24 protein-coding genes are annotated in these 26453 nt (G+C 68.3%); 6 read left to right on the top strand and 18 right to left on the bottom strand.

All coding sequences use genetic code 11. The features are described from left to right. Positions 1-2: 2 nt before the first annotated feature. Together gdhA and mutL are read right to left on the bottom strand one after the other, a co-directional pair. Positions 3-1346, bottom strand: coding sequence for an NADP-specific glutamate dehydrogenase (gene gdhA, locus C7H73_RS13305; RefSeq protein WP_106847091.1), 1344 nt, complete (start codon positions 1344-1346; stop codon positions 3-5). A 244-nt stretch (positions 1347-1590) separates the two neighbouring features. Then, positions 1591-3471 carry a DNA mismatch repair endonuclease MutL gene (gene mutL / locus C7H73_RS13300; RefSeq protein ID WP_106847090.1) on the bottom strand — a complete coding sequence of 627 codons (1881 nt, stop codon included), beginning with the start codon at positions 3469-3471 and terminating at the stop codon, positions 1591-1593. A gap of 90 nt (positions 3472-3561) precedes the next feature. Here mutL and C7H73_RS13295 point away from each other — a divergent pair, with 90 nt between their 5' ends. After that, a complete protein-coding gene (locus C7H73_RS13295) occupies positions 3562-4215 on the top strand; it encodes a DedA family protein (RefSeq protein WP_106847089.1) in 654 nt (217 codons plus the stop codon). A gap of 64 nt (positions 4216-4279) precedes the next feature. On the opposite strand, the gene C7H73_RS13290 is transcribed toward C7H73_RS13295, so the two are convergent. The 4 genes from C7H73_RS13290 to tsaE all read right to left on the bottom strand — a co-directional run bounded on the left by C7H73_RS13290 (position 4280) and on the right by tsaE (position 7090). Beyond that, positions 4280-4513, bottom strand: a complete 234-nt coding sequence (locus C7H73_RS13290) for a glycine zipper domain-containing protein (protein WP_106847088.1) — start codon at positions 4511-4513, stop codon at positions 4280-4282. Positions 4514-4696: 183 nt separating this feature from the next. Next, positions 4697-5032, bottom strand: coding sequence for a cupin domain-containing protein (locus tag C7H73_RS13285; protein WP_106847087.1), 336 nt, complete (start codon positions 5030-5032; stop codon positions 4697-4699). A gap of 49 nt (positions 5033-5081) precedes the next feature. Beyond that, complete coding sequence (locus C7H73_RS13280) at positions 5082-6548, bottom strand: N-acetylmuramoyl-L-alanine amidase (RefSeq protein WP_106847086.1); 1467 nt, start codon at positions 6546-6548, stop codon at positions 5082-5084. Further along, positions 6545-7090, bottom strand: coding sequence for a tRNA (adenosine(37)-N6)-threonylcarbamoyltransferase complex ATPase subunit type 1 TsaE (gene tsaE, locus C7H73_RS13275; RefSeq protein WP_106847085.1), 546 nt, complete (start codon positions 7088-7090; stop codon positions 6545-6547). The genes C7H73_RS13280 and tsaE overlap by 4 nt, the downstream gene beginning before the upstream one ends. Positions 7091-7102: 12 nt before the next feature. Between tsaE and queG the strand changes: the two genes are divergently transcribed. After that, positions 7103-8155 carry a tRNA epoxyqueuosine(34) reductase QueG gene (gene queG / locus C7H73_RS13270; RefSeq protein ID WP_106847681.1) on the top strand — a complete coding sequence of 351 codons (1053 nt, stop codon included), beginning with the start codon at positions 7103-7105 and terminating at the stop codon, positions 8153-8155. Between the two features lie 20 nt (positions 8156-8175). After that, positions 8176-11208 carry a diguanylate cyclase gene (locus C7H73_RS13265; protein WP_106847084.1) on the top strand — a complete coding sequence of 1011 codons (3033 nt, stop codon included), beginning with the start codon at positions 8176-8178 and terminating at the stop codon, positions 11206-11208. On the opposite strand, the gene C7H73_RS13260 is transcribed toward C7H73_RS13265, so the two are convergent. The 4 genes from C7H73_RS13260 to C7H73_RS13245 all read right to left on the bottom strand — a co-directional run bounded on the left by C7H73_RS13260 (position 11201) and on the right by C7H73_RS13245 (position 15598). Beyond that, a complete protein-coding gene (locus C7H73_RS13260; RefSeq protein ID WP_106847083.1) occupies positions 11201-12106 on the bottom strand; it encodes an AEC family transporter in 906 nt (301 codons plus the stop codon). The genes C7H73_RS13265 and C7H73_RS13260 overlap by 8 nt on opposite strands. 8 nt (positions 12107-12114) lie before the next feature. Further along, positions 12115-12534, bottom strand: a complete 420-nt coding sequence (locus tag C7H73_RS13255; protein ID WP_227001348.1) for a DUF1850 domain-containing protein — start codon at positions 12532-12534, stop codon at positions 12115-12117. A 3-nt stretch (positions 12535-12537) separates the two neighbouring features. Next, positions 12538-14571 carry a TRAP transporter permease gene (locus C7H73_RS13250; RefSeq protein WP_106847082.1) on the bottom strand — a complete coding sequence of 678 codons (2034 nt, stop codon included), beginning with the start codon at positions 14569-14571 and terminating at the stop codon, positions 12538-12540. Positions 14572-14638: 67 nt separating this feature from the next. Continuing rightward, positions 14639-15598, bottom strand: coding sequence for a TAXI family TRAP transporter solute-binding subunit (locus C7H73_RS13245; RefSeq protein ID WP_106847081.1), 960 nt, complete (start codon positions 15596-15598; stop codon positions 14639-14641). A 156-nt stretch (positions 15599-15754) separates the two neighbouring features. Here C7H73_RS13245 and xerD point away from each other — a divergent pair, with 156 nt between their 5' ends. Next, positions 15755-16675, top strand: coding sequence for a site-specific tyrosine recombinase XerD (xerD, locus tag C7H73_RS13240; RefSeq protein WP_106847080.1), 921 nt, complete (start codon positions 15755-15757; stop codon positions 16673-16675). Positions 16676-16691: 16 nt separating this feature from the next. Here xerD and C7H73_RS13235 read toward each other — a convergent pair whose 3' ends face one another. The 3 genes from C7H73_RS13235 to C7H73_RS13225 form a co-directional block, all read right to left on the bottom strand. After that, the gene (locus tag C7H73_RS13235) at positions 16692-17969 is read right to left on the bottom strand and encodes an EAL and HDOD domain-containing protein (protein ID WP_106847079.1); all 1278 of its coding nucleotides are present in this window, start codon (positions 17967-17969) and stop codon (positions 16692-16694) included. A gap of 68 nt (positions 17970-18037) precedes the next feature. Further along, the gene (locus C7H73_RS13230; RefSeq protein WP_227001347.1) at positions 18038-19276 is read right to left on the bottom strand and encodes an EAL and HDOD domain-containing protein; all 1239 of its coding nucleotides are present in this window, start codon (positions 19274-19276) and stop codon (positions 18038-18040) included. A gap of 8 nt (positions 19277-19284) precedes the next feature. After that, positions 19285-20112 (bottom strand): ferritin-like domain-containing protein, encoded by an 828-nt coding sequence (locus C7H73_RS13225; RefSeq protein ID WP_106847077.1) that lies wholly within the window; start codon positions 20110-20112, stop codon positions 19285-19287. A gap of 46 nt (positions 20113-20158) precedes the next feature. On the opposite strand from C7H73_RS13225, the gene C7H73_RS13220 reads away from it, so the two are divergent. Together C7H73_RS13220 and hslO are read left to right on the top strand one after the other, a co-directional pair. Next, the gene (locus C7H73_RS13220) at positions 20159-20683 is read left to right on the top strand and encodes a gamma carbonic anhydrase family protein (RefSeq protein WP_106847076.1); all 525 of its coding nucleotides are present in this window, start codon (positions 20159-20161) and stop codon (positions 20681-20683) included. Positions 20684-20722: 39 nt separating this feature from the next. Beyond that, positions 20723-21712: an Hsp33 family molecular chaperone HslO gene (gene hslO / locus C7H73_RS13215; protein ID WP_106847075.1), complete on the top strand. Its 990-nt coding sequence runs from the start codon at positions 20723-20725 to the stop codon at positions 21710-21712. Positions 21713-21772: 60 nt separating this feature from the next. Here the strand turns inward: hslO and C7H73_RS13210 are convergent, their stop codons facing one another. From C7H73_RS13210 to C7H73_RS13190, 5 genes are all read right to left on the bottom strand, one after another. Continuing rightward, complete coding sequence (locus tag C7H73_RS13210; protein WP_106847074.1) at positions 21773-22072, bottom strand: septum formation initiator family protein; 300 nt, start codon at positions 22070-22072, stop codon at positions 21773-21775. Between the two features lie 57 nt (positions 22073-22129). Then, complete coding sequence (gene eno / locus C7H73_RS13205; protein WP_106847073.1) at positions 22130-23416, bottom strand: phosphopyruvate hydratase; 1287 nt, start codon at positions 23414-23416, stop codon at positions 22130-22132. Positions 23417-23535: 119 nt separating this feature from the next. Beyond that, entirely contained in the window at positions 23536-23826 is a 291-nt protein-coding gene (locus tag C7H73_RS13200; RefSeq protein WP_106847072.1) for a DUF1330 domain-containing protein, read from the bottom strand. Positions 23827-23856: 30 nt separating this feature from the next. Further along, positions 23857-24714: a 3-deoxy-8-phosphooctulonate synthase gene (kdsA, locus tag C7H73_RS13195; protein ID WP_106847071.1), complete on the bottom strand. Its 858-nt coding sequence runs from the start codon at positions 24712-24714 to the stop codon at positions 23857-23859. Between the two features lie 28 nt (positions 24715-24742). Further along, positions 24743-26407, bottom strand: a complete 1665-nt coding sequence (locus tag C7H73_RS13190) for a CTP synthase (protein ID WP_106847070.1) — start codon at positions 26405-26407, stop codon at positions 24743-24745. Positions 26408-26453: the final 46 nt, after the last annotated feature.

Raw genomic sequence — 26453 nt, 5'->3', positions numbered from 1 at the left:
AATCAGACCACGCCCTGCGCCAGCATGGCGTCGGCCACCTTCACAAAGCCGGCGATGTTGGCGCCGTCGATGTAGCTCACGCGGCCGCCTTCGCGCTGGCCATGCTGCAGGCAGGCGGCGTGGATGCCCTGCATGATCTTCAGCAGCCGTGCATCCACCTCGTCGCGCGTCCAGCACAGGCGGGCGGAGTTCTGGCTCATCTCCAGACCCGACGTGGCCACGCCGCCGGCATTGCTGGCCTTGCCCGGTGCATACAGCACGCCGGCCGCCTCGAACACCTTGGCGGCTTCGTTGGTGGAGGGCATGTTCGCGCCCTCGGCCACGCACAGCACGCCGTTCTTGATGAGCGTGGCAGCGTCGCGCTCGTCCAGCTCGTTTTGCGTGGCGCAGGGCAGGGCGACATCGACCGGCACATGCCAGGGGCGCACGCCGGCCTCGAAGCGCACGCCGGTGCGCTCGGCGTAGTCGCTCACGCGGCCGTAGTGGTGGTTCTTCACGTCCATCAGGATGGCCAGTTTCTCGGGCGTGAAGCCTTCCTCGTCGATCACCGTGCCGCTGGAGTCCGACACCGTGATCACCCTGGCGCCATGCTGCATGGCCTTTTCCACCGCGTACTGGGCGACGTTGCCCGAGCCCGAAACGGACACGCGCAACCCGTCCAGCGAGCGGCCGCGGGTCTTGAGCATTTCCTCGGCAAAGTACACCGTGCCGTAGCCCGTGGCCTCGGGGCGGATCAGCGAGCCGCCATAGGCCAGGCCCTTGCCGGTGAACACGCCGGCAGCGGTGTTGGCCAGCTTCTTGTACATGCCGGCCATGAATCCCACTTCGCGCCCGCCCACGCCGATGTCGCCGGCCGGAACGTCCGTGTCCGCGCCCACATGGCGGAACAGCTCCATCACGAACGCTTGGCAAAAGCGCATGACTTCGGTCGGGCTCTTGCCCTTGGGGTCGAAGTCCGAGCCGCCCTTGCCGCCGCCCATGGGCAGCGTGGTGAGGGCGTTCTTGAAGGTCTGCTCAAAAGCCAGGAATTTCAGCACCGACAGGTTCACCGAAGGGTGAAAGCGCAGGCCACCCTTGTACGGGCCGATGGCCATGCTGTGCTGGATGCGGTAGCCGCGGTTGATGTGCACCGTGCCGTGGTCGTCGAACCAGCTCACGCGGAACATGATCACGCGCTCGGGCTCCACCAGGCGCTCCAGCAGGCCCTGCTCGGCGTAGCGCGGGTTCTTCTCGATGAAGGGCCACAGGCTTTCCATCACTTCGGTGACGGCCTGCAGAAATTCCGGCTGGCCGGGGTTGCGCTGGGCGACATGCTCGAGAAATTGGCCCACGGACTGGTGCTTCATAAGACAGGGACTTTCTGCAGGAAGAGAGGGGAACAGGGTAAAGGCCTTGCGGCAGCGCAGCATAGGATTATGTCTAAACGACATGGGTCTATGCGTAGTTGACGTTTACCCGACTGTTGCTCGGGTTCTTTCTGCTGTTTTTTGGCGCCAGGTGGCGGTTTTCTTGCGCCCGCAGGCCCGCTAGCTGGGCCGGGAGGCAGGCGGATCGAAAACAGGGAAAGGAAGGGCTGGCAATCCCGCCGGTTCAGCGGCCGCGCAGGAAGAGTGCGTCCAGCTCTTTCATCGACAGCTGGCGCCAGGTGGGCCGGCCGTGGTTGCACTGGTCCGAACGCTCCGTCACCTCCATCTGGCGCAGCAGGGCGTTCATCTCTTCCAGCGTCAGGCGCCGGTGGGCCCGCACAGCGCCGTGGCAGGCCATGGTGGCCAGGATCTCGTTGTGCGCACGCTGCAACACGGTGGAGGCGTCGTGCGCCGCCAGTTCGGCCAGCACGCTGCGCGCCAGCTCCACCGCATTCCCCTGGGCCAGCGTGGTGGGTACGGTGCGCACGGCCAGGGTGCGGGCGGAAAATGGCACCACTTCCAGCCCCAGGGCTGCCAGGGTGTCGGCCTGCATTTCGGCCGTGGCGACTTCCTCGGGCGTGGCGGCAAAGGTGGCCGGAATCAGCAGCGGCTGGCTGGCCACGCGCCGGCCCTCGCCCACCTGGGCTTTCAGCCGCTCGTAGACGATGCGCTCGTGCGCGGCGTGCATGTCCACCAGCACCAGGCCCTGGGCGTTCTCGGCCAGGATGTACACACCGTGCAACTGCGCCACGGCGCGCCCCAAGGGCCAGGTTTCCTCTTCGGGCAGGGGGGCGGCAGGCGCGGCGGCCAGCGGTGCCTGGAAAGCGGGGGCCGGCGCCGGTACGTTCCACAGCGCGCCCAGCTCCGAGACCTTGTGGCCTGTCTGTGGATAATCAAATTTGATAGCTGCCTGCGCTTGGCTGGCGGGCGGTTGAGGCTGTTTTAACCATATATCTCCCAGTGCCGGCATGGCGGCCGGCACGACGGGCTGCGCTGCCGCCTGCTGCTGCAGCAGCTGTTGGGCGCGCGGGGCGGCCAGGGCATTGTCGATGGCGTGGCGCACGGCCTGGTGCACCTCGCGGCTATCGCGAAAGCGCACCTCGATCTTGGTGGGGTGCACGTTCACGTCCACCCGCTGCGGATCCATCCGCACGTACAGCGCATACACCGGCTGGCGGTTGCCGTGCAGCACATCCTCATACGCACTGCGGGCGGCATGGGCAAGCACCTTGTCGCGCACGAAGCGGCCGTTCACGTAGCAATACTGCTGGTCGGCCCGGCTGCGCGCGGCGTCCGGCAGGCCGGCCCAGCCTGTGACCTCCACGCTGCCCCGGCGCAGATGCACAGGCACGGACTGCTGCAGGAAGTCCTCGCCCAGCACATCTGCCAGGCGCCGTCCCAAGGCGGTACGCCAGGCTTCAGCATCACCGGCGGCGGCAGGGCCGAAAGTAGGGCGCCATTGCTCCACCAGCTGGCCTTCGTGCCAGATGGCAAAGCCCACGTCCGGGCGGGCCAGGGCATGACGGCGCACGGCCTGCACGCAGTGGGCCAGTTCGGTCGCGTCGCTCTTCAAGAACTTGCGCCGCGCGGGGGTGGAGAAGAACAGCTCCTTGACCTCCACCGTCGTGCCCTGGCTGCGCGCGGCCGGACGCAGCTCGCCGCTGCGCGCGTCCAGCAAGAAGGCGCTGGCCTGGCCGGGCGGGCGCGACAGCACGGCCATTTCGGACACCGAGGCGATGGCGGCCAGCGCCTCGCCGCGAAACCCCATGGTGGCCACCGACTCCAGCTCGTGCAGGCTGGCGATCTTGCTGGTGGCGTGGCGGCGCAAGGCCAAGTGCAATTCGCTGTCGGGAATGCCGGCGCCGTCGTCTTCCACCGCAATCAGCCGCACGCCACCCGCCAGCAGCCGCAGGGTGATCTGGGTGGCACCGGCATCCAGAGCGTTATCCACCAGTTCGCGCACGGCCGAGGCGGGGCGCTCCACCACTTCTCCAGCCGCTATCTGGCTGATGAGTTCGTCGGGAAGGTCGCGGATGGAACGGCGAGGAGAAGGTTCTGAATGCACTTGGCCGATTCTATGCAGGCCCCGCGGCGCTACATTACGGCGCGACGCCACTGGCAACCGGCCAGCGCGCACGCATGTTTTGGGGACGTTGTGGAAGTTCTGTCGTTTCTGGTTGATTTCATACTGCACGTGGACAAGCACCTGGCGGCCTTCGTCACGAGTTACGGGCCGTGGGTGTATGCCCTGCTGTTCGTCATCGTGTTCGTGGAGACCGGCGTGGTCGTGATGCCCTTCTTGCCGGGTGACTCACTGCTGTTCGTGGTGGGCGCACTCAGCGGCGCAGGCCTGATGAACTTCCCGCTGGCCTGCGCGCTGCTGCTGGCGGCTGCCATCCTGGGTGACCAGTGCAACTACAGCATCGGTCGCGCCCTGGGGCCCAAGGTATTTCAGTGGGAGCAATCACGCTGGTTCAACCGCCGCGCCTTCGATCAGGCCCATGCGTTTTACGAGCGCTATGGCGGCGTCACCATCGTGCTGGCGCGCTTCATGCCGTTTATTCGTACCTTTGCACCGTTTGTGGCCGGCGTGGCGCAGATGCAGCGGCGCAGCTTCACCGCCTACAACGTGGGCGGCGCGGTACTGTGGGTGATGGGCATCTGCACTGCAGGCTACTTTTTCGGCAACCTGCCATGGGTGCAGCAGCACCTGGACAAGATCATCTGGGCGATGATTTTCGTGCCCGGCCTGATCGCCATTCTGGGCGCCTGGCGGGCAGGCCGGAAGGCCCAGGTTGCTTCAAATTAAATAGCTGCCAGCGCAAGCCTGGCTTGCGCTGGAGCCGTTTTCCACCGATAAATCAGCAAGTCGCCTATCGACGGCCCTTGCGCTGATCGCGATCTTCGCCGAGCTCGTGGCCAACCAAGGCACCGGCGCCAGCGCCGATCACGGTGGCAGCGGTGCCGCCCACGGCGCTACCTAGCACCCCCCCAGCCACGGCGCCTACGCCCGTGCCGACCTGGGCATTGGTGGGGTTGCTGGAGCAGCCAGCCAGGCCCAGCGCAGCGGCACTGGCGGCAACACACAAAAGATGGCGGTAGTTCATGATGGACTCCTTGTAAAGAACGGGCCTTGCGGCCGGAGGTGCCGCCCGGTGGCGGCGCCCTGGGTAGCCCCGCTAGGGCCTGTGTCTTTACTATCGCCGCGTCTTTTGGCGGCCGCTGTAGTCCGGCCTTGCTGCGCGCTGTAGGACCGCTCTAGGCCGAACGCCAGCGCAGGCAAGGGTGCTTCAAAGCGGCAGCAGGCAGAGGGTGACCAGCAGCGAACAGTCGTGTACAGCGCGCAGGGCGTGGGGCGCACGGGCCTGCAGATGCATCAGGTCGCCTGCCCGCAGCAGATGCACGTTCTGGCCCAGCTGGAACTCCACTTCGCCCTGCAGGCACTGCACGGTGATCTCGCCGGGCGTGTCGTGCTGGCGCATGAGTTCACCGGCGCGCAGCACCACGCGCATCACCTCCAGCTGCTGCGCCTTGATGATGGCGTAGGACTGCGTTTGCGGCAGCAGCGCCGCGTCCAGCGGGCGGACGCTGACGACTTGCGCGGATTGGGCGTGGGGCAGGGCCATGGCAACCTCCTTGTGCAACCATCACGACAAGGCCGGCCGGCGCTCGGGCCTACACGGTGCGGCTGCGCGCCAGCGGCGGGTTCTTGGCGAAGTATCGGCTGATGCCGCGCATCAGCGCGTCGGCCAACTGCTCCTGGTAGGCGGCCGAACGCAGGCGCGCTTCTTCCTCGGGGTTGCTGATGAAGGCGGTCTCCACCAGCACGCTGGGAATGTCGGGCGCCTTGAGCACCGCAAAGCCCGCCTGCTCCACGCGCGGCTTGTGCAGCCGGGCCATGCCCTTGATCTCTCCCAGCAGCACGCTGCCCAGCTTCAGGCTGTCGTTGATCTGCGCCGTGGTGCTCATGTCCAGCAGCACGCGCTGAATGTGGCGGTCCTGCCCGCCCACGTTCACCCCGCCGATCAGGTCGGCCTGGTTTTCCTTGTTGGCCAGCCAGCGCGCGGCCGAACTGGAGGCGCCGCCCTCGCTCAATGCGAAGACGCTGGCGCCGCGCGCGGCCGGGTTGGTGAAGGCGTCTGCGTGAATGGATACGAACAGGTCGGCCTGCACGCGCCGGGCCTTGTCCACACGCGTGGCCAGGGGCACGAAGAAGTCGCGGTCGCGGGTGAGAAAGGCGCGCATGGGGTTGCCCCCCACGGTGGTGGCGTTGATGCGGTCGCGCAGCAGCAGGGCGACCTGCAGCACCACGTCTTTCTCGCGCGTGCCGGCCGGGCCGATGGCGCCCGGGTCTTCTCCGCCGTGGCCAGGGTCCAGCGCCACGATGATGAGCCGGTCGGTGACCCGGGCCACGGCAGGGGCGGGCGGGCGTGGCGGGGTCGGCGGCACGGGCACCGGCGCGGGGGCAGAGGCAGCCGCGGGTGGCCTGGCCGGCACGGGCAGGGGCAGGCCCAGGGGCACCGGCTCGCCGCGCGCGCTGTGGCGCGCTATCAGCTCTTCCAGCGGATCGGCGGAAGGCGTGGCCGCGGCCACGGCCGGCAGCGCCGGGGCGCTGGCCAGTGGGGCCATCGGGTCGCGCAGGCGTTCGGCGATCAGCGCCTCCAGCGGGTCGAGCGCCCGCTCGGGGTACAGGTCGAACACCAGCCGGTGCCGGTAGGCGGCTACGGGCTCCAGCGAAAACACCTGGGGCAGCGCGGCCTGCTTGAGGTCCACTACCAAGCGCACCACGCCCGGCGCGTACTGGCCCACGCGGATGCCGGCGATGTTGGGGTCGTCCGGTTTGACCTTGGCCACCAGCTCGCGCAGCGACGAATCCAGGTCCAGGCCCTCGATGTCCACCGCCAGGCGCGGCGGCGTGGCCACGAAGAACTGTTTGGCCACCAGCTTGCGGTCGGACTCGATGGTCACGCGCGAATACTCCTGCGCCGGCCACACGCGCACGGCCACGATGCCGGCACCGCGCGCGATCTGCTGGGCGCCCAGCAGCAGCACCAGCGTGCCGGCGCGCAGCAGCATGCGCCGCGCAGGGTCGGCTTCGGGGCGAGAGGCAAAAGGGGGGAAGGAGGGCGCGGCTTCTTTCATGGCGTGTCCGGCAGGGGCTGGGCCATGCCTTGCAGCATGTCGCACCCGCGAGGCGTGTGGGCGGTCAGCGTCGCCTGCCGGGACGCATCATCGTTTGCATGCAGGCAAATGGCAACATCGGGCGGGGGCAGGGCACTGCCTGCCTGCTGGGGCCATTCCGCCAGCTTCAGGCCGGGGCTGGCAAAGATGTCGCGAAAGCCCGCGTCCTCCCACTCGCGCGGATCATGGAAGCGATAGAAGTCGAAGTGCCAGATGTCCAGGCCGGGCGCCTGGTGGGGTTCGACCACCGCGTAGGTTGGGCTCTTGATGCGCCCGGGCACTCCCAGCGCGCGCAGCAGGTGGCGCACCAGCGTGGTCTTGCCGGCGCCCAGGTTGCCGTGCAGCGTGATGAAGGCGTCGCGCAACTCGGGCTGGCGCGCCAGCGCGGCGGCAAAGCGCTGGGTGTCGTCCTCGTCGTCCCACTGCAGCTGCAGGGTCAGCAGCGCCTGCGCGCTGCGCGGGGTTTCTACAATTTCACTTTGATGGTGATCGGCAGCAGTCAACTCATTCCCCAGATCCGGCAGTGGGCCCGCGAGCTGGGATTTTCTCAAATCGGCGTGGCCGGCGTGGATTTGTCCAGCGCCGAGCCGGGTCTGATGCAGTGGCTTGCCCAGGGGTTCCATGGCGAGATGCATTACATGGCCGCGCACGGAACCAAGCGCGCGCGCCCGGCCGAGCTGGTGCCCGGCACCGTGAGCGTGATCACCGCCCGCATGGACTACCTGCCGCGCGACACGCCGCCCGAATGGCAGGCCGTGGAGTGGAGCCGCCTGCAGCGCCCAGACGAGGCCATCGTCTCCGTCTATGCCCGCGGGCGGGACTACCACAAGGTGCTGCGCTCGCGCCTGCAAAAGCTCAGCGAGCGCATCGCCCAGGCGCTCGGCCCCTTCGGCCACCGGGTGTTCACCGATTCGGCGCCGGTGCTGGAGGCCGAGCTGGCCCGCCGCAGCGGCCAGGGCTGGCGCGGCAAGCACACGCTGGTGCTCAGCCGCGAGGCGGGCTCCATGTTCTTCCTGGGCGAGATCTACGTGGACATGGCGCTGCAGCCGACCGAGCCGGTCACCGCCCACTGCGGCAGCTGCCAGGCCTGCATCCAGGTCTGCCCCACGCAGGCCATCGTGGCGCCGCACCGGGTGGATGCGCGCCGCTGCATCTCCTACCTGACCATCGAGCATGCCGGCCCCATCCCCCTGGAGCTGCGCCCGCTGATGGGCAACCGCATCTATGGCTGCGACGACTGCCAGCTGGTCTGCCCCTGGAACAAGTTCGCCCAGGCTAGCAGCCTGCCGGACTTCGACCTGCGCTGCGGCCTGGTGGGCCAGCAGTTGGTCGCCTTGTTCGCGTGGGATGAGCCCACCTTCCTGCGCGTGACGGAAGGCGGGCCCATCCGCCGCATAGGCCATGAGCGCTGGCTGCGCAACATTGCAGTGGCCCTGGGCAACGCCCTGCGTGCTGCCGATGTGCAACAGGCGCAGCCCTTGCGGATGGCCTTGCAGTCGCGGCTGGGGCACCATAGCGAGATCGTGCGCGAACATGTGCACTGGGCCCTGGCCCAACGGCCGGACTGACAATCTTCAACCTGCGCACCATGCTTTCACGCTCTTTTGCCCGCCGCTGGCTGGCAGTGGCGCTGGTGTCTCTGGCCGTTGCCCTGGCGGCCTACTGGTCGGTGCTGCTGCAGGGGCACCGCAGCCAGCAGCACGAGGCCGAAGCCCAGTCTGCGCTGCGTGCCCGGCACATGGCCGTGGCGGCCTCGGTGCAGGTGCAGACGCTGCTGTCGGGGCTGGACTACACCCTGGCCAGCCTGTCCACGGTGTACGCCACTGGCGGGGATGAGTCCTTTGCGCGCGCCGTGGGAGCTGTCCACGATGCCTATCCCCCGGGCATCGTGATGCAGATCGCCGTGGCGAATGCGGCAGGCGACATCGTCTATTCCAACCTGGAGCCTGGCGGCGCGCCGCCCGCTGCCGTCTCCATCCGCGACCGCGAGCATTTCCAGGTCCATGCGAACGGTCGAGCCCAGGGCATGTATGTGAGCCGGCCGGTGCTCGGGCGGGTATCGCAACGCTGGGCCGTACAGCTCAGCCGGGCCGTGCGCGGTGAGGGTGGCTTTCGCGGCGTGATGGTGCTGTCGCTGTCGCCGGACTACATCGCCCACTACCTGCAGGCGCTCTCGGGCGGCACGGGCGACGTGGTGTCGCTGGTGCGCAGCGACGGCGCCTATGTGGCGCGGTCGCTGCGCCAGGAAGAAGTGCTGGGACAGTCCCTGCCGCCCGGGCGCCTGGAGCAGGCAATGGCCGCCCGCGAACGCGGCGGCCAATCGCGGCACTGGGGAGGCGATGGCGCACAGTGGCTGCGGGCCTGGAGCCAGGTGCCCGGCCAGCCGCTGGTCGCCGGCGTGGAGCTGGACCGCCAGGCCGCGCACGCCCAGGATGACGCCGACTGGCGCCGCGTGCTGTGGCGCAACGGCGTAGGCACAGGCCTGGTGCTGTCCGGCAGCCTGCTGGCGGCGTGGCTGGCGCTGCAGCGCCAGCGCAGCGAACAGATGCGGCGGCGCGCAGAGCAGCGCTTTGCACGATTGGCCCAGGAGGCGCCCGGGGGGCTGTTCCAGTGCCGCCAGGATGCGCGGGGCGCGTTGCAGCTGGTGTTCAGCACGCCGCAGTTTCATGCGCTGCATGGCTTGCGGCCCGGGGCCGGCAGTGCCGGCATCCAAGGGTTGCAAGAGGGCGTTTGGCCGGAAGACCTGCCGGCGTTGGCCTCTTCCGTACAGTCCAGCCTGCAGGGGCGGGATGCCTGGGACCACCGCTATCGGGTGCGCGACAACCGGGCGCCCGATGGCTGGCGCTGGCTGCACGGGTACGCCCGCACGCAGCAGGAGGAGGACGGCACGCTGCTGTGGCATGGCTTCGTGCACGACGTGACGCAGGACCAGGCGGCCCAGGAGGCGACTCGCCAGAGCGAGGAGCGCCTGCGCATGACGGTGCGGGCGGTACGCGACGGGCTGTGGGAGTGGGACTGCAGCCACGGCCGGGTGCACTGGGATGCGCGCTGCTTCGACATGCTGGGCTACGCCGATGCGGCGCTGCAGCTGGACATCGACACCTTCCTGGCGATGGTGCATCCCGGCGACCTGGGCCATGTGAAGGAGCGCCTGGCGCGCCATGTCGGGCAGAGCGAAGAGTTTCGCGTGGAAATGCGGCTGCGCACCGCCAACGCGGGCTGGCGCAGCATCGAATCGCGGGGCGAAGTCACGCTGCGCGATGCGCACGGCCGCGCCCTGCGCATGCTGGGCACGCACACCGACATACACGAGCGCGTGGAGCAGGCCCGGCTGATCAGCGCGCTGCTGGACAAAGGCAGCGCCCTGGTGTTTGTGGCCTCTCCGCAGCGCGACATCCTTTATGCCAACGAGCGCGCCGCGCTGGCCTTCGGCCTGGCCGCAGGCACGCAGGAGCAGCCGCAATCATTGCGCCTGCTGCATCCGGATGAGGCCAGCTTCCGGCGCTTCGCCCAGCTGTACGACAGCCTGCGCGAGCAAAGCGGACTGCGCATCGAGTGGCTGCTGCGCCTGGGCGACGGCAGCCAGCGCTGGTTTGACATGCAGGGCCGGCTGCTGGACCCGCACGACAGCGAGGGCAACGTCGTCTGGACGCTGGTGGACATCGACGCGCGCCGCCGCGCCGAAAGCTCCTTGATGCACATGCGGCGCACACTGGGCGCCATCATCGACCGTTTCCCCTCGGGCATCCTGGTGGCTGACGAGCAGGGCCTGCTCGTCGTGGCAGCCAACCAGGAGTTGGTCGAAATCCTGCAGCTGCAGCAGGAGCCGTCCACCCTGGTCGGCATGCCGCTGGCGCAACTGCAGGAACTGCTGCCCTCGCCTTTGGACGAGACGCTGCTGCAGCGCACCGAAGGCGGCGACTTCAGGGTCGGCACCAGTGTGCAGCCGCTGGCCGATGGCCGCCATCTGGAAGTCGGGGCCCTGGCTCTGCGCGATGCCGGCCAAGCCATAGGCCACTGCTGGGTCATCAGCGACGTGACCGAACGACGCCAGCGGGAGCGGCAACTGGAGACCATGGCCCTGACCGATGCGCTCACCGGGGTTCCCAACCGCCGTGCCTTCATGGAGCGGCTGGACACCGAAATCGGCCACCTGCAGGCCGGCCTGGTGCCCCACGCCGCGCTGCTCATGCTGGACATCGACCATTTCAAGCGCGTCAACGACACCTGGGGCCACGCCGTGGGCGATATCGTGCTGCGCGACCTGGCACAGGGTGTCTCGCGGATGCTGCGCCGCCAGGACATGGTGGGGCGCATGGGCGGCGAGGAATTTGCCGTGCTGCTGTCCGGCGCGGGGGTGCAGGCCGCTCACCAGCGCGCCGAGGAGCTGCGCCGCGCGGTACAGGCGCGCGAGATCCGGCTGGACGACGGCACCGTGCTGCGCATCACCATCAGCCTGGGCGTGTATGGCTTGACGGCGCAGGATGCCGACGGATCGGCCGGCCTGGAACGGGCGGACGCGGCCATGTATTTCTCCAAGCGCAACGGCCGCAACCAGTCCACCGTGTGGCGTGCCGACCTGCCCGCGCTGGGGCCGCCTGAGAGCCAGTCCGTTACGTGAGCAGGCTCAGGGCCAGTGGCAGGCTGATCAAGCCCAGCAGGGTGGAGAGGGTCACCAGCGCCGCCACGTAGCTGCCGTTGTAGCCCATGCGCGCGGCCAGCACGTAGCAGGTCGATGAGGTGGAGACCGCGCAAAAAGCCATCAGCACGGCGGTCTGCGCCGCATCCAGGCGCAACAGCCGTGCCAGCAACCAGGCCATGAGCGGCTGTACCGCATGGCGGATGCCAAGCACGCAGGCGGACAACCAACGCCCGCGCGCCAGCTGGCCCCACTGCAGGCCCGCGCCGGCCGCCATCAGCCCCAGTGCGAGCGCCGCGGCACCCATGCGCGAGAGCGTCGGCTCCAGCCACTGCGGCAGGCGAAGACCCAGCAGGTTGGTCGCCACGGCGGTCACCGTGGCGATGACCAGCGGGTTGCGCAGCAGTTCGCCCAGCACGCTCCGGCCTTTGGTGCGCGCCATGGGCCAGACGGCGGCCACGTTGAACAGCGGTACGCACACGCCGATGAGCACGGCGGCCATCAGCAATCCCTGGCTGCCCGCCAGGCGGTCGGCCAGCGCCAGCACGATGAAGGAATTGAACCGGAACGCCACCTGGGCACTGGCCGCGTGGTCGGCCCGGTCGATGTGCCGGCCCAGCCAGGGCAGGTAGGGCAGGCTCCAGGCCAGCGCGATGGCTACCAGCCCGGTGCCCAGGCCGGCCGCGACCAGCCCGGAGGCTTCGTAAAGCTGCAGCGGGCTGCGCACGATGGACTGAAACAGCAGCACCGGAAAGAGCAGGTAGTACACCAGGCTCTCCACCGGCTGCCACACCGCCCGCCCCAACGCAGTGAAGCGGCATACCAGATAGCCGCACAGGATCAGCAGAAAGTCCGGCGCGAGCAGCTGCGCGTAGGCCATGGGTGGTCTCAGGGCGAGGTGGCGCCGCCCTGGGGCCGCGTGCAGGCGGACAGCAGGGTGACCCCGCCATCCGAGGGCAGCCAGTGCGCCATGGGGCGGCAGCTGGCCTGCACGCACAGCGTGAAGTCGGGGGTGAATTCCGAGCGTGTCAGGCGCAAGGCCTGCGGCAGCGGGGTGGTGGGCCGGTAGTGATACCACCCTCCCTGCAGGCGTGCGTCGTCGGGAGGCTCCATGCCTGCGGCCGAGCCGCGCACCCGCGCCGAGAGGGCCCGCAGCGATGGCGGCGGCCCCTGCAGCACGGCGTAGTCTTCTTCCCAGCGCACCTTCTCAATGGAATGCGTCCACGCAAGCGTGAATTCGGAAACCGCAACGAAGACCGGTGCGGCGGCCGAGGCCGCCAGCGCCAGGCAGATACCCGTCAGCGGCACGGATCAGGCCAGGGCGACCTGCTTGCGCGAACGCCGCACGTGCCACACCAGGAACAGGCCTACAGCCAGCAGGCCGGCTTCGTCGGTGAGCGGCAGCGCCACCACCAGCAGGCTGGCAGCGGCCACGGCGACAAAGCGCTCGATCCAGTTCAGCGGACCGAACAGGTAGCCGATGGCACCGGCGCCCCACATGGACACGGCCACCAGCGCCTTGAACACCACCCAGGCGGTGTCCACCCAGGTGCCCTGCTGCAGCATCAGTGCGGGGCTGTACACGGCCATGTAGGGCACGACGAAGCCGGCGATGGCGATGCGCACGGCCTGCATGCCGATCTTCAGCCCGCTCTCGCGGGCGATGGGCGCGGCGGCAAACGCGGCCAGGGCCACGGGCGGCGTCAGGTCCGCCATGATGCCGAAGTAGAAGACGAACATGTGCGAGACGATGAGCGGCACGCCCAGCTGCAGCAGCACCGGCGCGGCCAGCGAGCTGGTGATGATGTAGTTGGGGATGGTCGGAATGCCCATGCCCAGCACCAGGCAGGTCAGCATGGTCAGGAACAGCGCCAGGAACAGGCTCTTCTCGCCAATGAGGATGATGCGCCCGCCCAGCTCGGCAGCCACGCCGGTCAGGTTGATGACGCCGATGATCACGCCCACCAGCGCGCAGGCGATGGCCACGGGCAGTGCGTGGCGCGCTCCGTCTGCCAGCGCCGTCAGTGCCAGGCGGCGTGCATCGCCACCCGTGCGGCGGATATAGGTCAGCGCGACGAGCAGCAGCGTGACCACGATGAAGGTGCCAACGCCGAAGTAGAAGAAACCGGCGCAGGCAAAGCCCAGCAGCACCCAGAACAGCGCCCGCAGCGGCGTGCCGCGCACGCCGCTGGCGACGGCCGCCCCAAAGATCAGCACCACCGTCAGAGCCAGACCCACCGTGCCCGAGAACATGGGCGTGTAGCCGGAAAACAGCAGCGCCACCAGACCGATCAGCGGCAGCAGCAAATACCAGCGCTCGCGCACGGCGGTCCAGGGGTTGGGACACTCCTCGCGCGACATGCCTGTCAGGCCCTTGCGGCCCGCCTCCAGGTGCACCATCCAGAAGGCGGTGAAGAAGTACAGCATGGCCGGGATGACGGCGGCCTTGACGATGTCCACGTAGGGCACGTTGATGGTCTCGGCCATGATGAAGGCCACGGCGCCCATCACCGGCGGCATGATCTGCCCGCCCATGCTGGCCGTGGCTTCCACGCCGCCGGCAAACGCAGGGGCATAGCCAAAGCGCTTCATCAGCGGAATGGTGAACTGGCCGGTGGTCACCACGTTGGCCACGCCCGAGCCGTTGATGGTGCCCATGAGAGCCGAGGAAATCACCGACACCTTGGCCGGGCCGCCGCGCGTGTGGCCCACGGTGCCCAGGGCGAAGTCGTTGAACAGGTTGATCATGCCTGCCTGCTCCAGGAAGGCGCCGAACAGGATGAACAGGAAGATGTAGGTGGAGGACACGTATGCGGGCGTGCCGTAGATACCCTCGGTGCCGAAGGCCAGGGTGCTGACGATCTGGTCCAGCCCGAAGCCGCGGTGGGCCAGCAGGCCCGGCAGGTGCTCGCCAAACAGGCCGTAGAGCAGGAAGATCCCGCAGATCAGCGGCAGGCCCCAGCCCATGGCGCGGCGCGCGCCTTCAAACACCAGGGCGATGAGGGTCACGCCGATCACCCAGTCCATGGGGATGAGTTCGCCGGCGCGGGCCGTCAGGTCGGCCTCGAACACCCAGTGGTACACGCTGAAGAGGAAGCCCACCAGCCCGAGACCCCATCCCAGAGCCCTGCCCAAGCGCGCCGCGGCGGCGCTTCGGCCCTGCAAAGGCGGGTACAGGATGAAGATCATCAGCAGCACGAAGCCTACGTGCAGGGCGCGGATCACCTGGCTGGACAGCGGGTGAAAGGCCGCCATCCAGATCTGGTAGCTGGAAAACAGGATGGCTACCGCGAAGGCGGCGCCGCGCAGTCCAGTGCCGGGGCTATCGGTTGTCGAATCATTCATGGGTGGTATGTCTCATGCGAAAAAAAACGGCCCCTTGAAGCGGGGCCGGTTTTCAGTGCGAGGCGCCTTACTTGATGACGCCCACTTCCTTGTAGTAGCGCTCGGCTCCCGGGTGCAGGGGAACGGGCATGCCCTTGACGGCGTTTTCCCGCTGGATCGCCTTGGCTGCATTGTGTGCAGATTTCAGGGTGTCCAGATGTTCGTACAACTGCTTAGTCATCTGGTAGGCCAGCTCATCGGAAACCCCGGCGTGCGTGATCAGGTAGTTGGGGATGGCAGCCGTGGGCACGTCCGCGTCCTGGCCGCCGTAGGTGCCGGCCGGGATGATGGCCGGCTGATAGGCGGCGTCGCCGACCTTGGCCACCGTCTCTGCGGGAATGGGCACCACCACGATCTTCACGGCCGTGGCCAGGTCGCGGATGGAGGCCACGCCCAGGCCGGCGGACTGCAGCGTGGCGTCCAGCTGGCGGTTCTTGATGAGTTCCACCGACTCGCCAAACGGCAGGTACTCGACCTTGGCCAGGTCCTTGTAGTCCATGCCGGCGGCCTTGAAGATGGCGCGCGCGTTCAGCTCGGTGCCCGAGCGGGCGGCGCCCACGGAGATCCGCTTGCCCTTGAGGTCGGCCAGCGTCTTGATGCCGGCGTCGGCGTTGGCGACGATCTGGATGTAGTTGTTGTAGGTGGCCGACAGGCCGCGCAGCTTGTCCAGCTTCTTCGGAAAGCCTGCATCCGCATCGCCCTTCCAGGCGTCGGACACCGAGTCGCCCAGCGAGAAGCCCAGCTCGCCGCGGCCTGCCTGCAGCAGGTTCAGGTTTTCGGCGGACGCCTTGGTCACCTGGGCGGTGGCGCGCACGTTGGGGATGGACTTGGCGTACACCTGAGACAGCGCCACGCCCAGCGGGTAATAGACGCCACTTTGGCCGCCGGTCAGGACGTTGACGAACTGCTGTTGCTGGGCATGGGCCACCGAGGCCGCGAGGGCGGTGCCCAGGGTGAGGCCGAGACCGAGTTTCTGAAGCCAGCGCATGAGGCAATCTCCTGTTTTTTTCGAGCGAAAGGGACCGGGCAGAATAACGTAACCAGAGGCATCCCATAGGACGTGCGCGACAAACCCGTCGAGGGTTTCCACGGATTGCCGGGGAAGTGCAAGCCTCTCGTGTGCCTCTCTTCTCTATTTCGTACCATGCCGTCCGAATCCACTTTCCTCCCGAAGCCCGCCCTGCAGGAGCCGCTCATCGACCAGTTCGTCGATGCGCTGTGGCTGCAGGACGGTCTGGCGCGCAACACCCTGCAGGCCTACCGGCGCGACCTGGCGGCGCTGGCCGGCTGGCTGGCCGGCCAGAACAAGCGCCTGGCTCAGGCTGGCGAGGCTGAGCTAAACGGCTACCTGGCACACCGCCACGCACAGACGCGGGCCACCACCGCCAACCGGCGGTTGACGGTGTTCCGGCGCTTTTATGCCTGGGCGCTGCGTGAGCGCCTGGTCCTGCAGGATCCCACGGTGCGCCTGCAGGCGGCGCGCCAGGCGCTGCGCGTGCCCGGCACGCTCACCCAGGGGCAGGTGGAGGCCCTGCTGCAGGCGCCGGCAGTGGACACGCCTCTGGGCCTGCGCGACCGCGCCATGCTGGAGCTGATGTATGCCAGCGGCTTGCGCGTGACCGAGCTGGTGACCCTGAAGACGCTGCACCTGGGCATGGCCGAAGGCGTGCTGCGGGTACTGGGCAAAGGCGCCAAGGAGCGGCTGGTGCCGTTTGGCGAAGAGGCGCGCAGCTGGCTGGAGCGCTACCTGGGCCAGGCGCGCGGCGCCATCCTGGCCGGCCGGCAGACGGACGACCTGTTCGTGACCCAGCGCGGCGCCGCCATGAGCCGGGTGATGTTCTGGATGGTGGTGAAGAAATACGCCCGCGTGGCCGGCATCACGGCGCCGCTGTCGCCGCACACGCTGCGCCACGCCTTTGCCACGCACCTGCTCAACCACGGCGCGGACCTGCGCGTGGTGCAGCTGCTGCTGGGGCATGCCGACATCTCCACCACGACCATCTACACCCACGTCGCGCGCGAGCGGCTCAAGCTGCTGCACGCCCAGCACCACCCCCGCGGCTAGCGCCGGGGCGGCGTGCTCATTCGCCGGCGGTGAGGGATTCTGCCCAGGTCAGCGCCTGCAGGTGTGCCCAGTTGACCTGCCGGTTGGACAGGTGCAGCGCTTCGGCAGCGCGGGCGAAGGCCTCGTCGTCGCCGCTTTCGCAGGCACGCGTGAGCTCCAGGAAGGGCGCGAACACGCCCTGGTTGTGCATCAGCGCATCCACCACCGGCTGGGGCAGGGCGACGGTCTCCAGGGCGCGCTCCAGCGGCACGCCCAGCATGGCGTCCAGCAGCGAGAACACGCCCACCACGAAGGCGTTGTCGCATTCCTCGGGCGGCAGCAGCTCGGCGGCCAGCAGTTCCATAAGCCGCCCGCGCACCACGGCGGTCTGGCCCACGGCCGGGGGCGAGCCGGTGTTGCGCGAGGTGGTCAGCAGCAGCGCCGCCCAGCGAAACAGCTTCTTCAGCCCCAGGATCATGACCGCGTGGCGAAAGGAGGTGATCTCCACCGACAGTCCGAAGCCCGAGGAATTGATGAAGCGCAGCAGGTTGAACGACAGCGTCGGATCCTTCTTGAGCAGGTCCTCGATCTCCGAGACGGCGGCCTGCTTGCGCACCAGATTGATGAGCTGCAGGATGGTCGCCTGCGAGGGCCGGATGGTCTGCGCCTTGACCATGGTGGGGTGGGCGAACCAGTAGCCCTGAAAGAGCTTGACGCCCAGCGCGGCCATGCGCTCGTACTGCTCGGCCGTCTCCACCTTCTCGGCCACCAGTTTGGCCTGGCTATGGGCGGTGGCGAACTTCACCAGCGGCTGGGCCAGCTCGGGCTTGAACGCCTGCAGGTCCAGCTTGATGAAGGAGGCCAGCGGCACCCAGGCGGCGTAGGCGCGGCGCAGCACCTCCTGGTTGAAGGCGATGCGAAAGCCACGCGCGCGCAGGTCCTGCAGCGTGGGGATGTGGCCGGCGATCTCCTCGGGCGTGGCGCTGGCGCCCGGCGTGGGCACCTCCAGCACCACCTTCTCGGGATGGATCAGCTCCAGGTGCGCGCCCGACAGGCTCTCCAGCGTGCAGTTGATGAACACCGTCTTGCGCCCCACCAGGGCTTCGGAGCCGGCGTAGGACAGGGCATTGAACAGCAGCGCCGCGTCGCTGGCCGCGGTGTGGGCGTCGGCGGCCGTGGAGCGGTCGAACAGCTCGTAGCCGTACACCGCGCGCTGTTCGTCCAGGATGGCCTGGCGGGCGATGATGACCAGGTTGTCGGAGCCGGCTGTGCCGGCGTCGGCGGTCGGGTTGGAGCTGTCCAGGGTGTCAGGCATGAAGGGGGATACAAGGGGCGGCAACGGGGGGTTGCGGCATTCTAGAAGGCTGCAGGTGCGCCAGGCGTCTAGGCGGCGATGGCATCGCCCCAGGCGATGGCCTGCAGATGGGCAGCGTTGACCTGTTCGCTGCTCAAGCCCAGGGCCTGCGCTGCGCGGGCGAAGGCGGCGCCGTCGCCGCTCTCGCAGGCCTGCGCCAGCACCAGCAGCGTGCCGTGCACCCCGCGCTGGTGCAGCAGGGCCTGGGCGGTGGCCTCGGGCAGGGCCAGCAGGCCAACGGCGTCGGCCAGCGGCATGCCCAGCAGCTGGTCCAGCAGCGAAAACAGCCCGACGACGAAGGCCTGGTCGGCTTCTTCGGGGCTTTGCAGCTGCAGGGCCAGCAGCTCCATCAGCCGGCCGCGCACCACGGCGGTCTGGCCCACGGCCGGGGCAGCAGCGCCGCTGCGCACGGCCGTGAGCAGCAGCGCCGCCCAGCGAAACAGCTTTTTCAGGCCCAGCAGCATGATGGCCTGGCGCAGCGAGGTGATCTCGCGCGTCAGCCCCAGGCCGGCGGAGTTGATCAGCCGCATCAGGTTGAAGGCCAGGCTGGCGTCTTTCTTCAGCACGTCCTCGATGGCCTCGGCGTCGGCCTGGCTGCGCACCAGGTTGAGCAGCTGCACGATGGTGGCCTGCGCCGGGCTGAGCACCTTGGCCTGCACCAGCGTGGGCCGCGAGAACCAGAACCCCTGGAACAGCTGCACGCCCAGGGTGGAGACCTTGTCGTACTGCTGTGCGGTCTCGATCTTCTCGGCGATCAGCTCGGCCTGGCTGTGCCGGCCGGCGTAGTTGATGAGCACGGCCACCTGGTCGGGCGCCAGCACCGACATGTCCAGCTTGATGTAGTCGGCCAGCGGCAGCCAGGGCGCGTAGGCCGACTGCAGCACGGTATGGCCGAAGGCCAGGTGAAAGCCGCGCTCCTGCAGCTCGGTCAGGATGGGCAGGCGGGCGTGCACCTCGTCGGTGGCGGCGTGGCCCAGGGGGGGGATCTCCAGCACCACCTTGTCCGGATTGACCAGGTCCAGATGGCCGCCCGACAGGCTCTCGTGCGTGCAGTTCACGAAGATGAGCATCTTGCCCACCAGCTCCTCGGTGCCGGCGTGCGACAGGGCGGTGAACACCAGGGTGACGTCGCTGGCGGCCGTGTGCAGGGTGCGCGAGCGGTTGAACAGCTCGTAGCCCACCACGGACTGCTGCCCGTTCATGATGGCCTGGCGCGCGATCATGGCGCCTTCGCCGCCGGCGGGAGTCAAGGAGTAGGGCATTGTCATGGCAGCGGTCATTGTAGGGAGGCGCCCTGCGGCCCCTCGCCCTGCTCCAGCCACTGCAGCTCGGCTTCGGAAAAGCCGGCCGCGCGCCGCGCGGCGGTGTTCAGCGGCGGCTTGGGCCGCGGCGCCTCGTAGCGCTGGACGAGCTGGGCGTAGTGGGCCACCGGCTCCAGCCCGTCGCGCGCGCACAGCCAGCCGTACCAGTGGTTGCCGATGGCCACGTGGCCGACCTCCTCGCGCAAGATGATGTCCAGGATCTCCACCGCCGCCAGCGCATCGGCCGTGCCCGCGTTGCGCAGCTTGCGCTGGATCTGCGGCGTGGCATCCAGCCCGCGCGCCTCCAGCGTGCGCGGCACCAGGGCCATGCGGGCGGTGATGTCGTGCGCCGTCTTCTCGCACATGCTCCACAGGCCCTGGTGGGCGGGAAAGTCGCCGTAGTCGTGGCCCAGGTGCTGGCGCAGGTGGTCGCGCAGCAGGCGAAAGTGGCGCGCCTCCTCGCCGGCCACCTGCAGCCAGTCCAGGTAGAACTGGCGCGGCATGCCGGCAAAGCGCCAGAGGGCGTCCAGCGCCAGGTTGATGGCGTTGAACTCGATGTGGGCGATGGCGTGGATCAGCACCGCCCGGCCGCCCGGCGTGGCGGGCGAGCGCCGCGCCAGCGCCGTGTGCTGCAGCAGCTCGGGCCGCGCCGGATGCCCGGGCAGGGCCTGGGTGGGCGTGGGGGTGGCGTCGATAGCTATCGAAATGCTAGCTGCTTGCGCTTGCAGGGCAAGCGCTGCGGCCGATTTTTCTTCTGCATCGGTGAGGCACAAAACCTCCAGGGCACGTTGACGAAGCTCCATCCCTACAATTGTAGTTTTCTGGCAACTACACGAAGGGCAGGGCGCGATGGCGATCTATGAACTGGAAGGCGTGGCGCCGCAGGTGGCAGGCAGTGCCTGGGTGGCCGACAGCGCCCAGGTCATGGGCAACGTGAGCCTGGCCGAAGACGCCAGCGTCTGGTTTGGCGCCGTGGTGCGCGGCGACTGCGAGAGCATCGCCATCGGCGCCGGCTCCAACGTGCAGGACGCCAGCGTGCTGCACGCCGACTTCGGCAAACCCCTGGTGATCGGGGAGCGCGTGACGGTGGGCCACCAGGTCATGCTGCATGGCTGCACCATCGGCGACGAGACGCTGATCGGCATCGGCGCCGTGATCCTCAACGGCGCGAAGATCGGCAAGAACTGCCTGGTGGGCGCGGGCGCACTGGTCACCGAAGGCAAGGAGTTCCCCGACGGCTCGATGATCCTGGGCAGCCCGGCGCGCGTGCTGCGCCAGCTCACGCCTGAGCAGATCGAGGGCTTGCGTCAGAGCGCTCAGCACTACATCGACAATGCCCGGCGCTTTCGCGCCACGCTGCGCAAGATCGGCTGACGGCCGGCCGCCGCCCCAAAACAGAAAGACCCACCTTCCGTGTCCGAACTGCACAAATTCCTGTTTGACGGCCTGCCCGTGCGCGGTGCCATCGTGCGCCTGACCGACGCCTGGACCGAACTGCTCGCCCGGCGCGCCGGCAACAGCGAGACCGGCGCCTACGCCCCGCCCGTGGCCGAGCTGCTGGGCGAGATGGCGGCGGCCGGGGTGCTGATGCAGTCGCACATCAAGTTCAATGGCGCGCTGATCCTGCAGGTGTTCGGCGACGGCCCGGTCAAGCTGGCCGTGGCCGAAGTGCGCTCCAGCCTGGCGCTGCGCGCCACGGCCACCGTCAGCGGCGACGTACCGCACGATGCCCGCCTGCCCGAGCTGGTCAACGCCGGCGGCCAGGGCCGCTGCGCCATCACGCTGGACCCTCAGGACCGCCTGCCCGGCCAGCAGCCCTACCAGGGCGTGGTGCCGCTGAACGATGTGCAGGGCGACAAGCTGGGCAGCCTGGCTGAAACGATCACCCAGTACATGCGCCAGTCCGAGCAGCTGGACGCCACGCTGGTGCTGGCCGCCAGCGACCAGGTGGCGGCCGGCCTGCTGATCCAGCGCATGCCGGTGCAGGGCGAGGGCAACCTGGCTGGCGGCGCGGGCGCGGGCGACGATGAGCAGCGTGCCCAGCAGGACGAGGACTACCGCCGCATCGCCACGCTGGCCGCCAGCCTGACGCGCGAGGAGCTTCTGGGCCTGGACGTGCCGACCATCCTGCACCGCCTGTTCTGGGAAGAGCGCCTGCTGCGCTTTGAGCCGCGCCAGGGCGCCGATGGCCCGCACTTTGCCTGCACCTGCTCGCGCGAGCGGGTGGGCGCCATGCTGCGCAACCTAGGGGCGGACGAGGTGCAGTCCATCCTGGATGAGCGCGGCGACGTCGAGGTGGGGTGCGACTTCTGCGGCCGCCAGTACCACTTCGACAAGGTGGACGCGGCCCGGCTGTTCACCGAGCCGGGCAAGCAGCCGCCCGCACCCTCGGGCGTGCAATGAGCGTCCCGCAATAAACGTCAAAAGTGGCTGAAGCCCGCGCCAGTCAAGCGCGGGCAGCTCTCATTTTTGAGAAGGCTGGGGCTGCACGGGCGTGACGTGCACGTAGATCTCGCCCTGGCGCACCATGCCCAGCTCGCTGCGGGCCTTTTCTTCCACCATGTCCAGGCCCTCGCGCAGGTCCTGCACCTCGGCGGCCAGGCGCTCGTTGGCCTGGCGCGCCTGGGCGTTGGCCAGCTGCTGCTCGGCCAGCTGGCGGCGCATCTCCTGCACCTGGCCGATGCTGCCGCGCCCCGTCCACAACTGCCCGTGTACGACCACGAGCAGCAGCAGCAGGATGAGGGCGACCAGGCGCGAGCCCATGGCGGGGTGGGGCGCAGTCAGCCGGGCAGCAGCCAGGAGCAGGGTGACGCGCGAGCGTCAGCGCAGGTTGTAGAAGGCCGCGCGGCCGGGGTACACGGCCACGTCGCCCAGGTCTTCCTCGATGCGCAGCAGCTGGTTGTACTTGGCCATGCGGTCCGAGCGCGACAGCGAGCCGGTCTTGATCTGCCCGGCGTTCAGGCCCACGGCGATGTCGGCGATGGTGCTGTCCTCGGTCTCGCCCGAGCGGTGGCTGATGACGGCGGTGTAGCCCGCGCGCTTGGCCATCTCGATGGCGGCAAAGGTCTCGGTGAGCGTGCCGATCTGGTTGATCTTGATGAGGATCGAGTTCGCGATGTGCTTGTCGATGCCTTCCTTCAGGATCTTGGTGTTGGTGACAAACAGGTCGTCGCCCACCAGCTGCACGTCCTTGCCCAGGCGCTCGGTCAGGATCTTCCAGCCGTCCCAGTCGGCTTCATGCATGCCGTCTTCGATGGAGATGATGGGGTACTTGTCGCACCAGGTGGCCAGCATGTCGGTCCATTGCTGGGCAGTCAGCTGCAGGCCGCCTTCGCCCTCCAGCACGTATTTGCCGTCCTTGTAGAACTCGCTGGCGGCGCAGTCCAGGCCCAGGGCGATCTGCTCGCCGGCCGTGTAGCCTGCGGCCTCGATGGCCTGCAGGATCAGCTGGATGGCCGCCTCGTGGTTCTCCACGCTGGGGGCAAAGCCGCCCTCGTCACCCACGGCGGTGCTCATGCCGCGGTCGTTGATGATCTTCTTCAGGGCGTGGAACACCTCGGCGCCCCAGCGCACCGCCTCGCGGAAGGTGGGCGCGCCGACGGGGATGATCATGAACTCCTGCAGGTCCAGGCTGTTGTTGGCGTGCGCGCCGCCGTTGATGACGTTCATCATCGGCACCGGCAGCTGGCAGCCGCCCATACCGCCGAAGTAGCGGTACAGGGGCAGGCCAGCCTCTTCGGCGGCGGCGCGGGCTACGGCCATGGAGACGGCCAGCATGGCGTTGGCGCCCAGGCGGCTCTTGTTGTCGGTGCCGTCCAGGTCGATCAGGGTCTTGTCCAGGAAGGCCTGCTCGGATGCGTCCAGGCCCAGCACGGCTTCGCTGATCTCGGTGTTGATGTGCTCCACGGCCTTGAGCACGCCCTTGCCCAGGTAGCGACTCTTGTCGCCGTCGCGCAGCTCGATGGCCTCGCGGCTGCCGGTGGAGGCGCCCGAGGGTACGGCGGCGCGGCCCATCACGCCGCTCTCCAGGAGCACGTCGCACTCGACGGTGGGGTTGCCGCGGCTGTCCAGCACTTCGCGGCCTACGATGTCAACGATGGCACTCATGGGATCCTCAAGCTGAGAGTTTGCAAACCGGGAAGCCGCTGCGGGCGGCGCTAGTATTTATGGAAAAACAGCCTCCAGCGCCCGTCCATCAAGCGCTGGCAGCTATTGAAATGTGAGCGTCAGAGACCTTCGACGCAGACCAGGCGCATGACGGCCGCGCCCTCGCGCGCCGCACGGGCCTTGCCGTATTCGGGCGAATCGTAGAAAGCCTTGGCAGCCTCGAAACTGGGGAATTTCGCGATCACCACGCGCTCCGGCTCCCAGTCGCCCTCCATCACCGCCACCTGGCCGCCACGCACGCAGATCTCGGCGCCATGCGCCTGGAAGGCGGCGGTGGACCACTTCTTGTATTCCTCGTACTGCTCGGGGTTGGTCACGCGCACGTTGGCAATCAGGTATCCGCTGGGCATGGGGGTCTCTCTTTCGTTCGTGTGGGAGGGTCAGGCGCCGAAATCGTTTTCCAGAAAGCCGTTCTTCTTGGTTACGGCGTCCAGCTGCACCAGGGTCTCCAGCAGCGCGCGCATGTGCTTGAGCGGCACGGCGTTGGGGCCGTCCGACAGGGCGTTGCACGGGTCCGGATGGGTTTCCATGAACAGGCCGCCCACGCCCACGGCGACGGCGGCGCGCGACAGCACCGGCACCATCTCGCGCATGCCGCCGCTGGTCGTGCCCTGGCCGCCCGGCAGCTGCACGCTGTGGGTGGCGTCGAAGACGACCGGCGCGTCGGTGCCCCGCATGATGGCCAGGCTGCGCATGTCGCTGACCAGGTTGTTGTAGCCGAAGCTGGCGCCGCGCTCGCAGGCCATGAAGCGGTCTTCGGACAGGCCTGCCTCGCGCGCGGCGGCGCGGGCCTTGTCGATGACGTTCTTCATGTCGTGGGGCGCGAGGAACTGGCCCTTCTTGATGTTCACCGGCTTGCCGCTTTGTGCGACTGCGCGGATGAAGTCGGTCTGGCGGCACAGGAAGGCTGGCGTCTGCAGCACGTCCACCACCGATGCCACGTGGGGCACTTCGGCCTCGGTGTGCACGTCGGTCAGCACGGGCACGCCGATCTCCTTCTTCACCTTGGCCAGGATCTCCAGGCCCTTGTCCATGCCCGGGCCGCGAAAGCTCGCTCCCGAGCTGCGGTTGGCCTTGTCAAAGCTGCTCTTGAAGATGAAGGGGATACCCAGCGAGGCCGTGATTTCCTTGAGCTGGCCAGCCACGTCCAGCTGCAGCTGCTCGGATTCGACCACGCAGGGGCCGGCGATCAGGAAGAAGCGGTGCTCAAGGCCGACGGGAAAGCCGCACAGTTGCATGGTGGTGTCCTTGTAGGTGCGCAGGCGCTCACGCGCCGGCCTGTGCGCCTTGCTGGTGGTGCTGCGCGGCGGCCTTGACGAAGTCGTTGAACAGCGGGTGGCCGTCCCAGGGCGTGGACTTGAACTCGGGGTGGAACTGCACGCCCATGTACCAGGGATGCACGTCCTGCGGCAGCTCGACGATCTCGGTCAGCTGCTCGCGCTGGGTCTGCGCCGAGATCACCAGGCCAGCGCCCCGCAGCCGGTCCAGGTACTGCACGTTGGCCTCGTAGCGGTGGCGGTGGCGCTCGGTCACCGTGTCGCCGTAGATGCGGTGGGCCAGCGTGCCTGGCTGCACATTGGAGGTCTGCGCGCCCAGGCGCATGGTGCCGCCCAGGTCCGAGTTCTCGTGGCGCGTCATCACGCGGCCGTCCTCGTTCTTCCACTCGGTGATGAGGGCGATGACCGGGTGCGGACTGGCCTGGTCGAACTCGGTGGAGTTGGCGCCGGCAAGATTGGCCTTGTGACGTGCGTATTCGATGGTGGCCACCTGCATCCCCAGGCAGATGCCCAGGTAGGGCACGCCGTGCTCGCGGGCATAGCGGGCGCTGCTGATCTTGCCCTCCACCCCGCGCGAACCAAAGCCGCCAGGCACCAAGATGGCGTCAAAGCGGCCCAGCTGCTCGGCGGCGTTCTGGTCGGTGATGCCTTCGGAATCCAGGTGGGTGATCTGCACGCGCACGTGGTTTTGCATGCCGGCGTGCTTGAGCGCTTCGTTGACGGACTTGTAGGCGTCTGACAGCTCGGTGTACTTGCCCACCATGGCGATGCTGATCTCGCCGCCCGGGTTCTCGCACTCGTGCACCAGGTCGTCCCAGCGCTTCAAGCTGGCCGGCGGCGTGTTCAGGCGCAGCTTGTCGCAGATGAGGCCATCCAGGCCCTGCTCGTGCAGCATGCGCGGCACCTTGTAGATGGTGTCCACGTCCCACATGGAGATCACGCCCCACTCGGGCACGTTGGTGAAGAGGGAGATCTTCTCGCGCTCCTCGTCGGGCACGGCATGCAGCGCGCGGCACAGCAGCGCGTCGGGCTGGATGCCGATCTCGCGCAGCTTCTGCACCGTGTGCTGGGTGGGCTTGGTCTTGAGCTCCCCGGCGGTCTCGATCCAGGGCAGATAGGTCAGGTGCACGAAGGCCGAGTTGTTCGGGCCCAGCTTGAGCGACAGCTGGCGCACCGCCTCCAGGAAGGGCAGGGATTCGATGTCGCCCACCGTGCCGCCGACCTCGCAGATGGCCACGTCCACCGCGTCGGGCGTGCCGATGCCGGCGCCGCGCTTGATGAACTCCTGGATCTCGTTGGTGACGTGCGGGATGACCTGCACCGTCTTGCCCAGGTAGTCGCCCCGGCGCTCCTTCTCCAGCACGGACTGGTAGATGCGCCCGGTGGTGAAGTTGTTGGTCTGCTTCATGCGGGTTTCGATGAAGCGCTCGTAATGCCCCAGGTCCAGGTCGGTCTCAGCCCCGTCGTCGGTCACGAAGACCTCGCCATGCTGGAAGGGGGACATGGTGCCCGGATCCACGTTGATGTACGGGTCGAGCTTGATGAGGGTGACTTTGAGGCCGCGCGATTCGAGGATCGCGGCAAGGGAGGCGGAGGCGATTCCCTTGCCCAGGGAAGACACCACGCCGCCGGTGACGAAGACGAATTTGGTCATGTCGTGATGGAGTGGGAAATGGTGATTATAGGTTCGGGCCCGCCGG

Source organism: Pulveribacter suum (genome assembly GCF_003013695.1).
In the GTDB taxonomy this organism is placed as follows: domain Bacteria; phylum Pseudomonadota; class Gammaproteobacteria; order Burkholderiales; family Burkholderiaceae_C; genus Melaminivora; species Melaminivora suum.
This window is presented reverse-complemented; position numbering and strand designations above follow the sequence as displayed.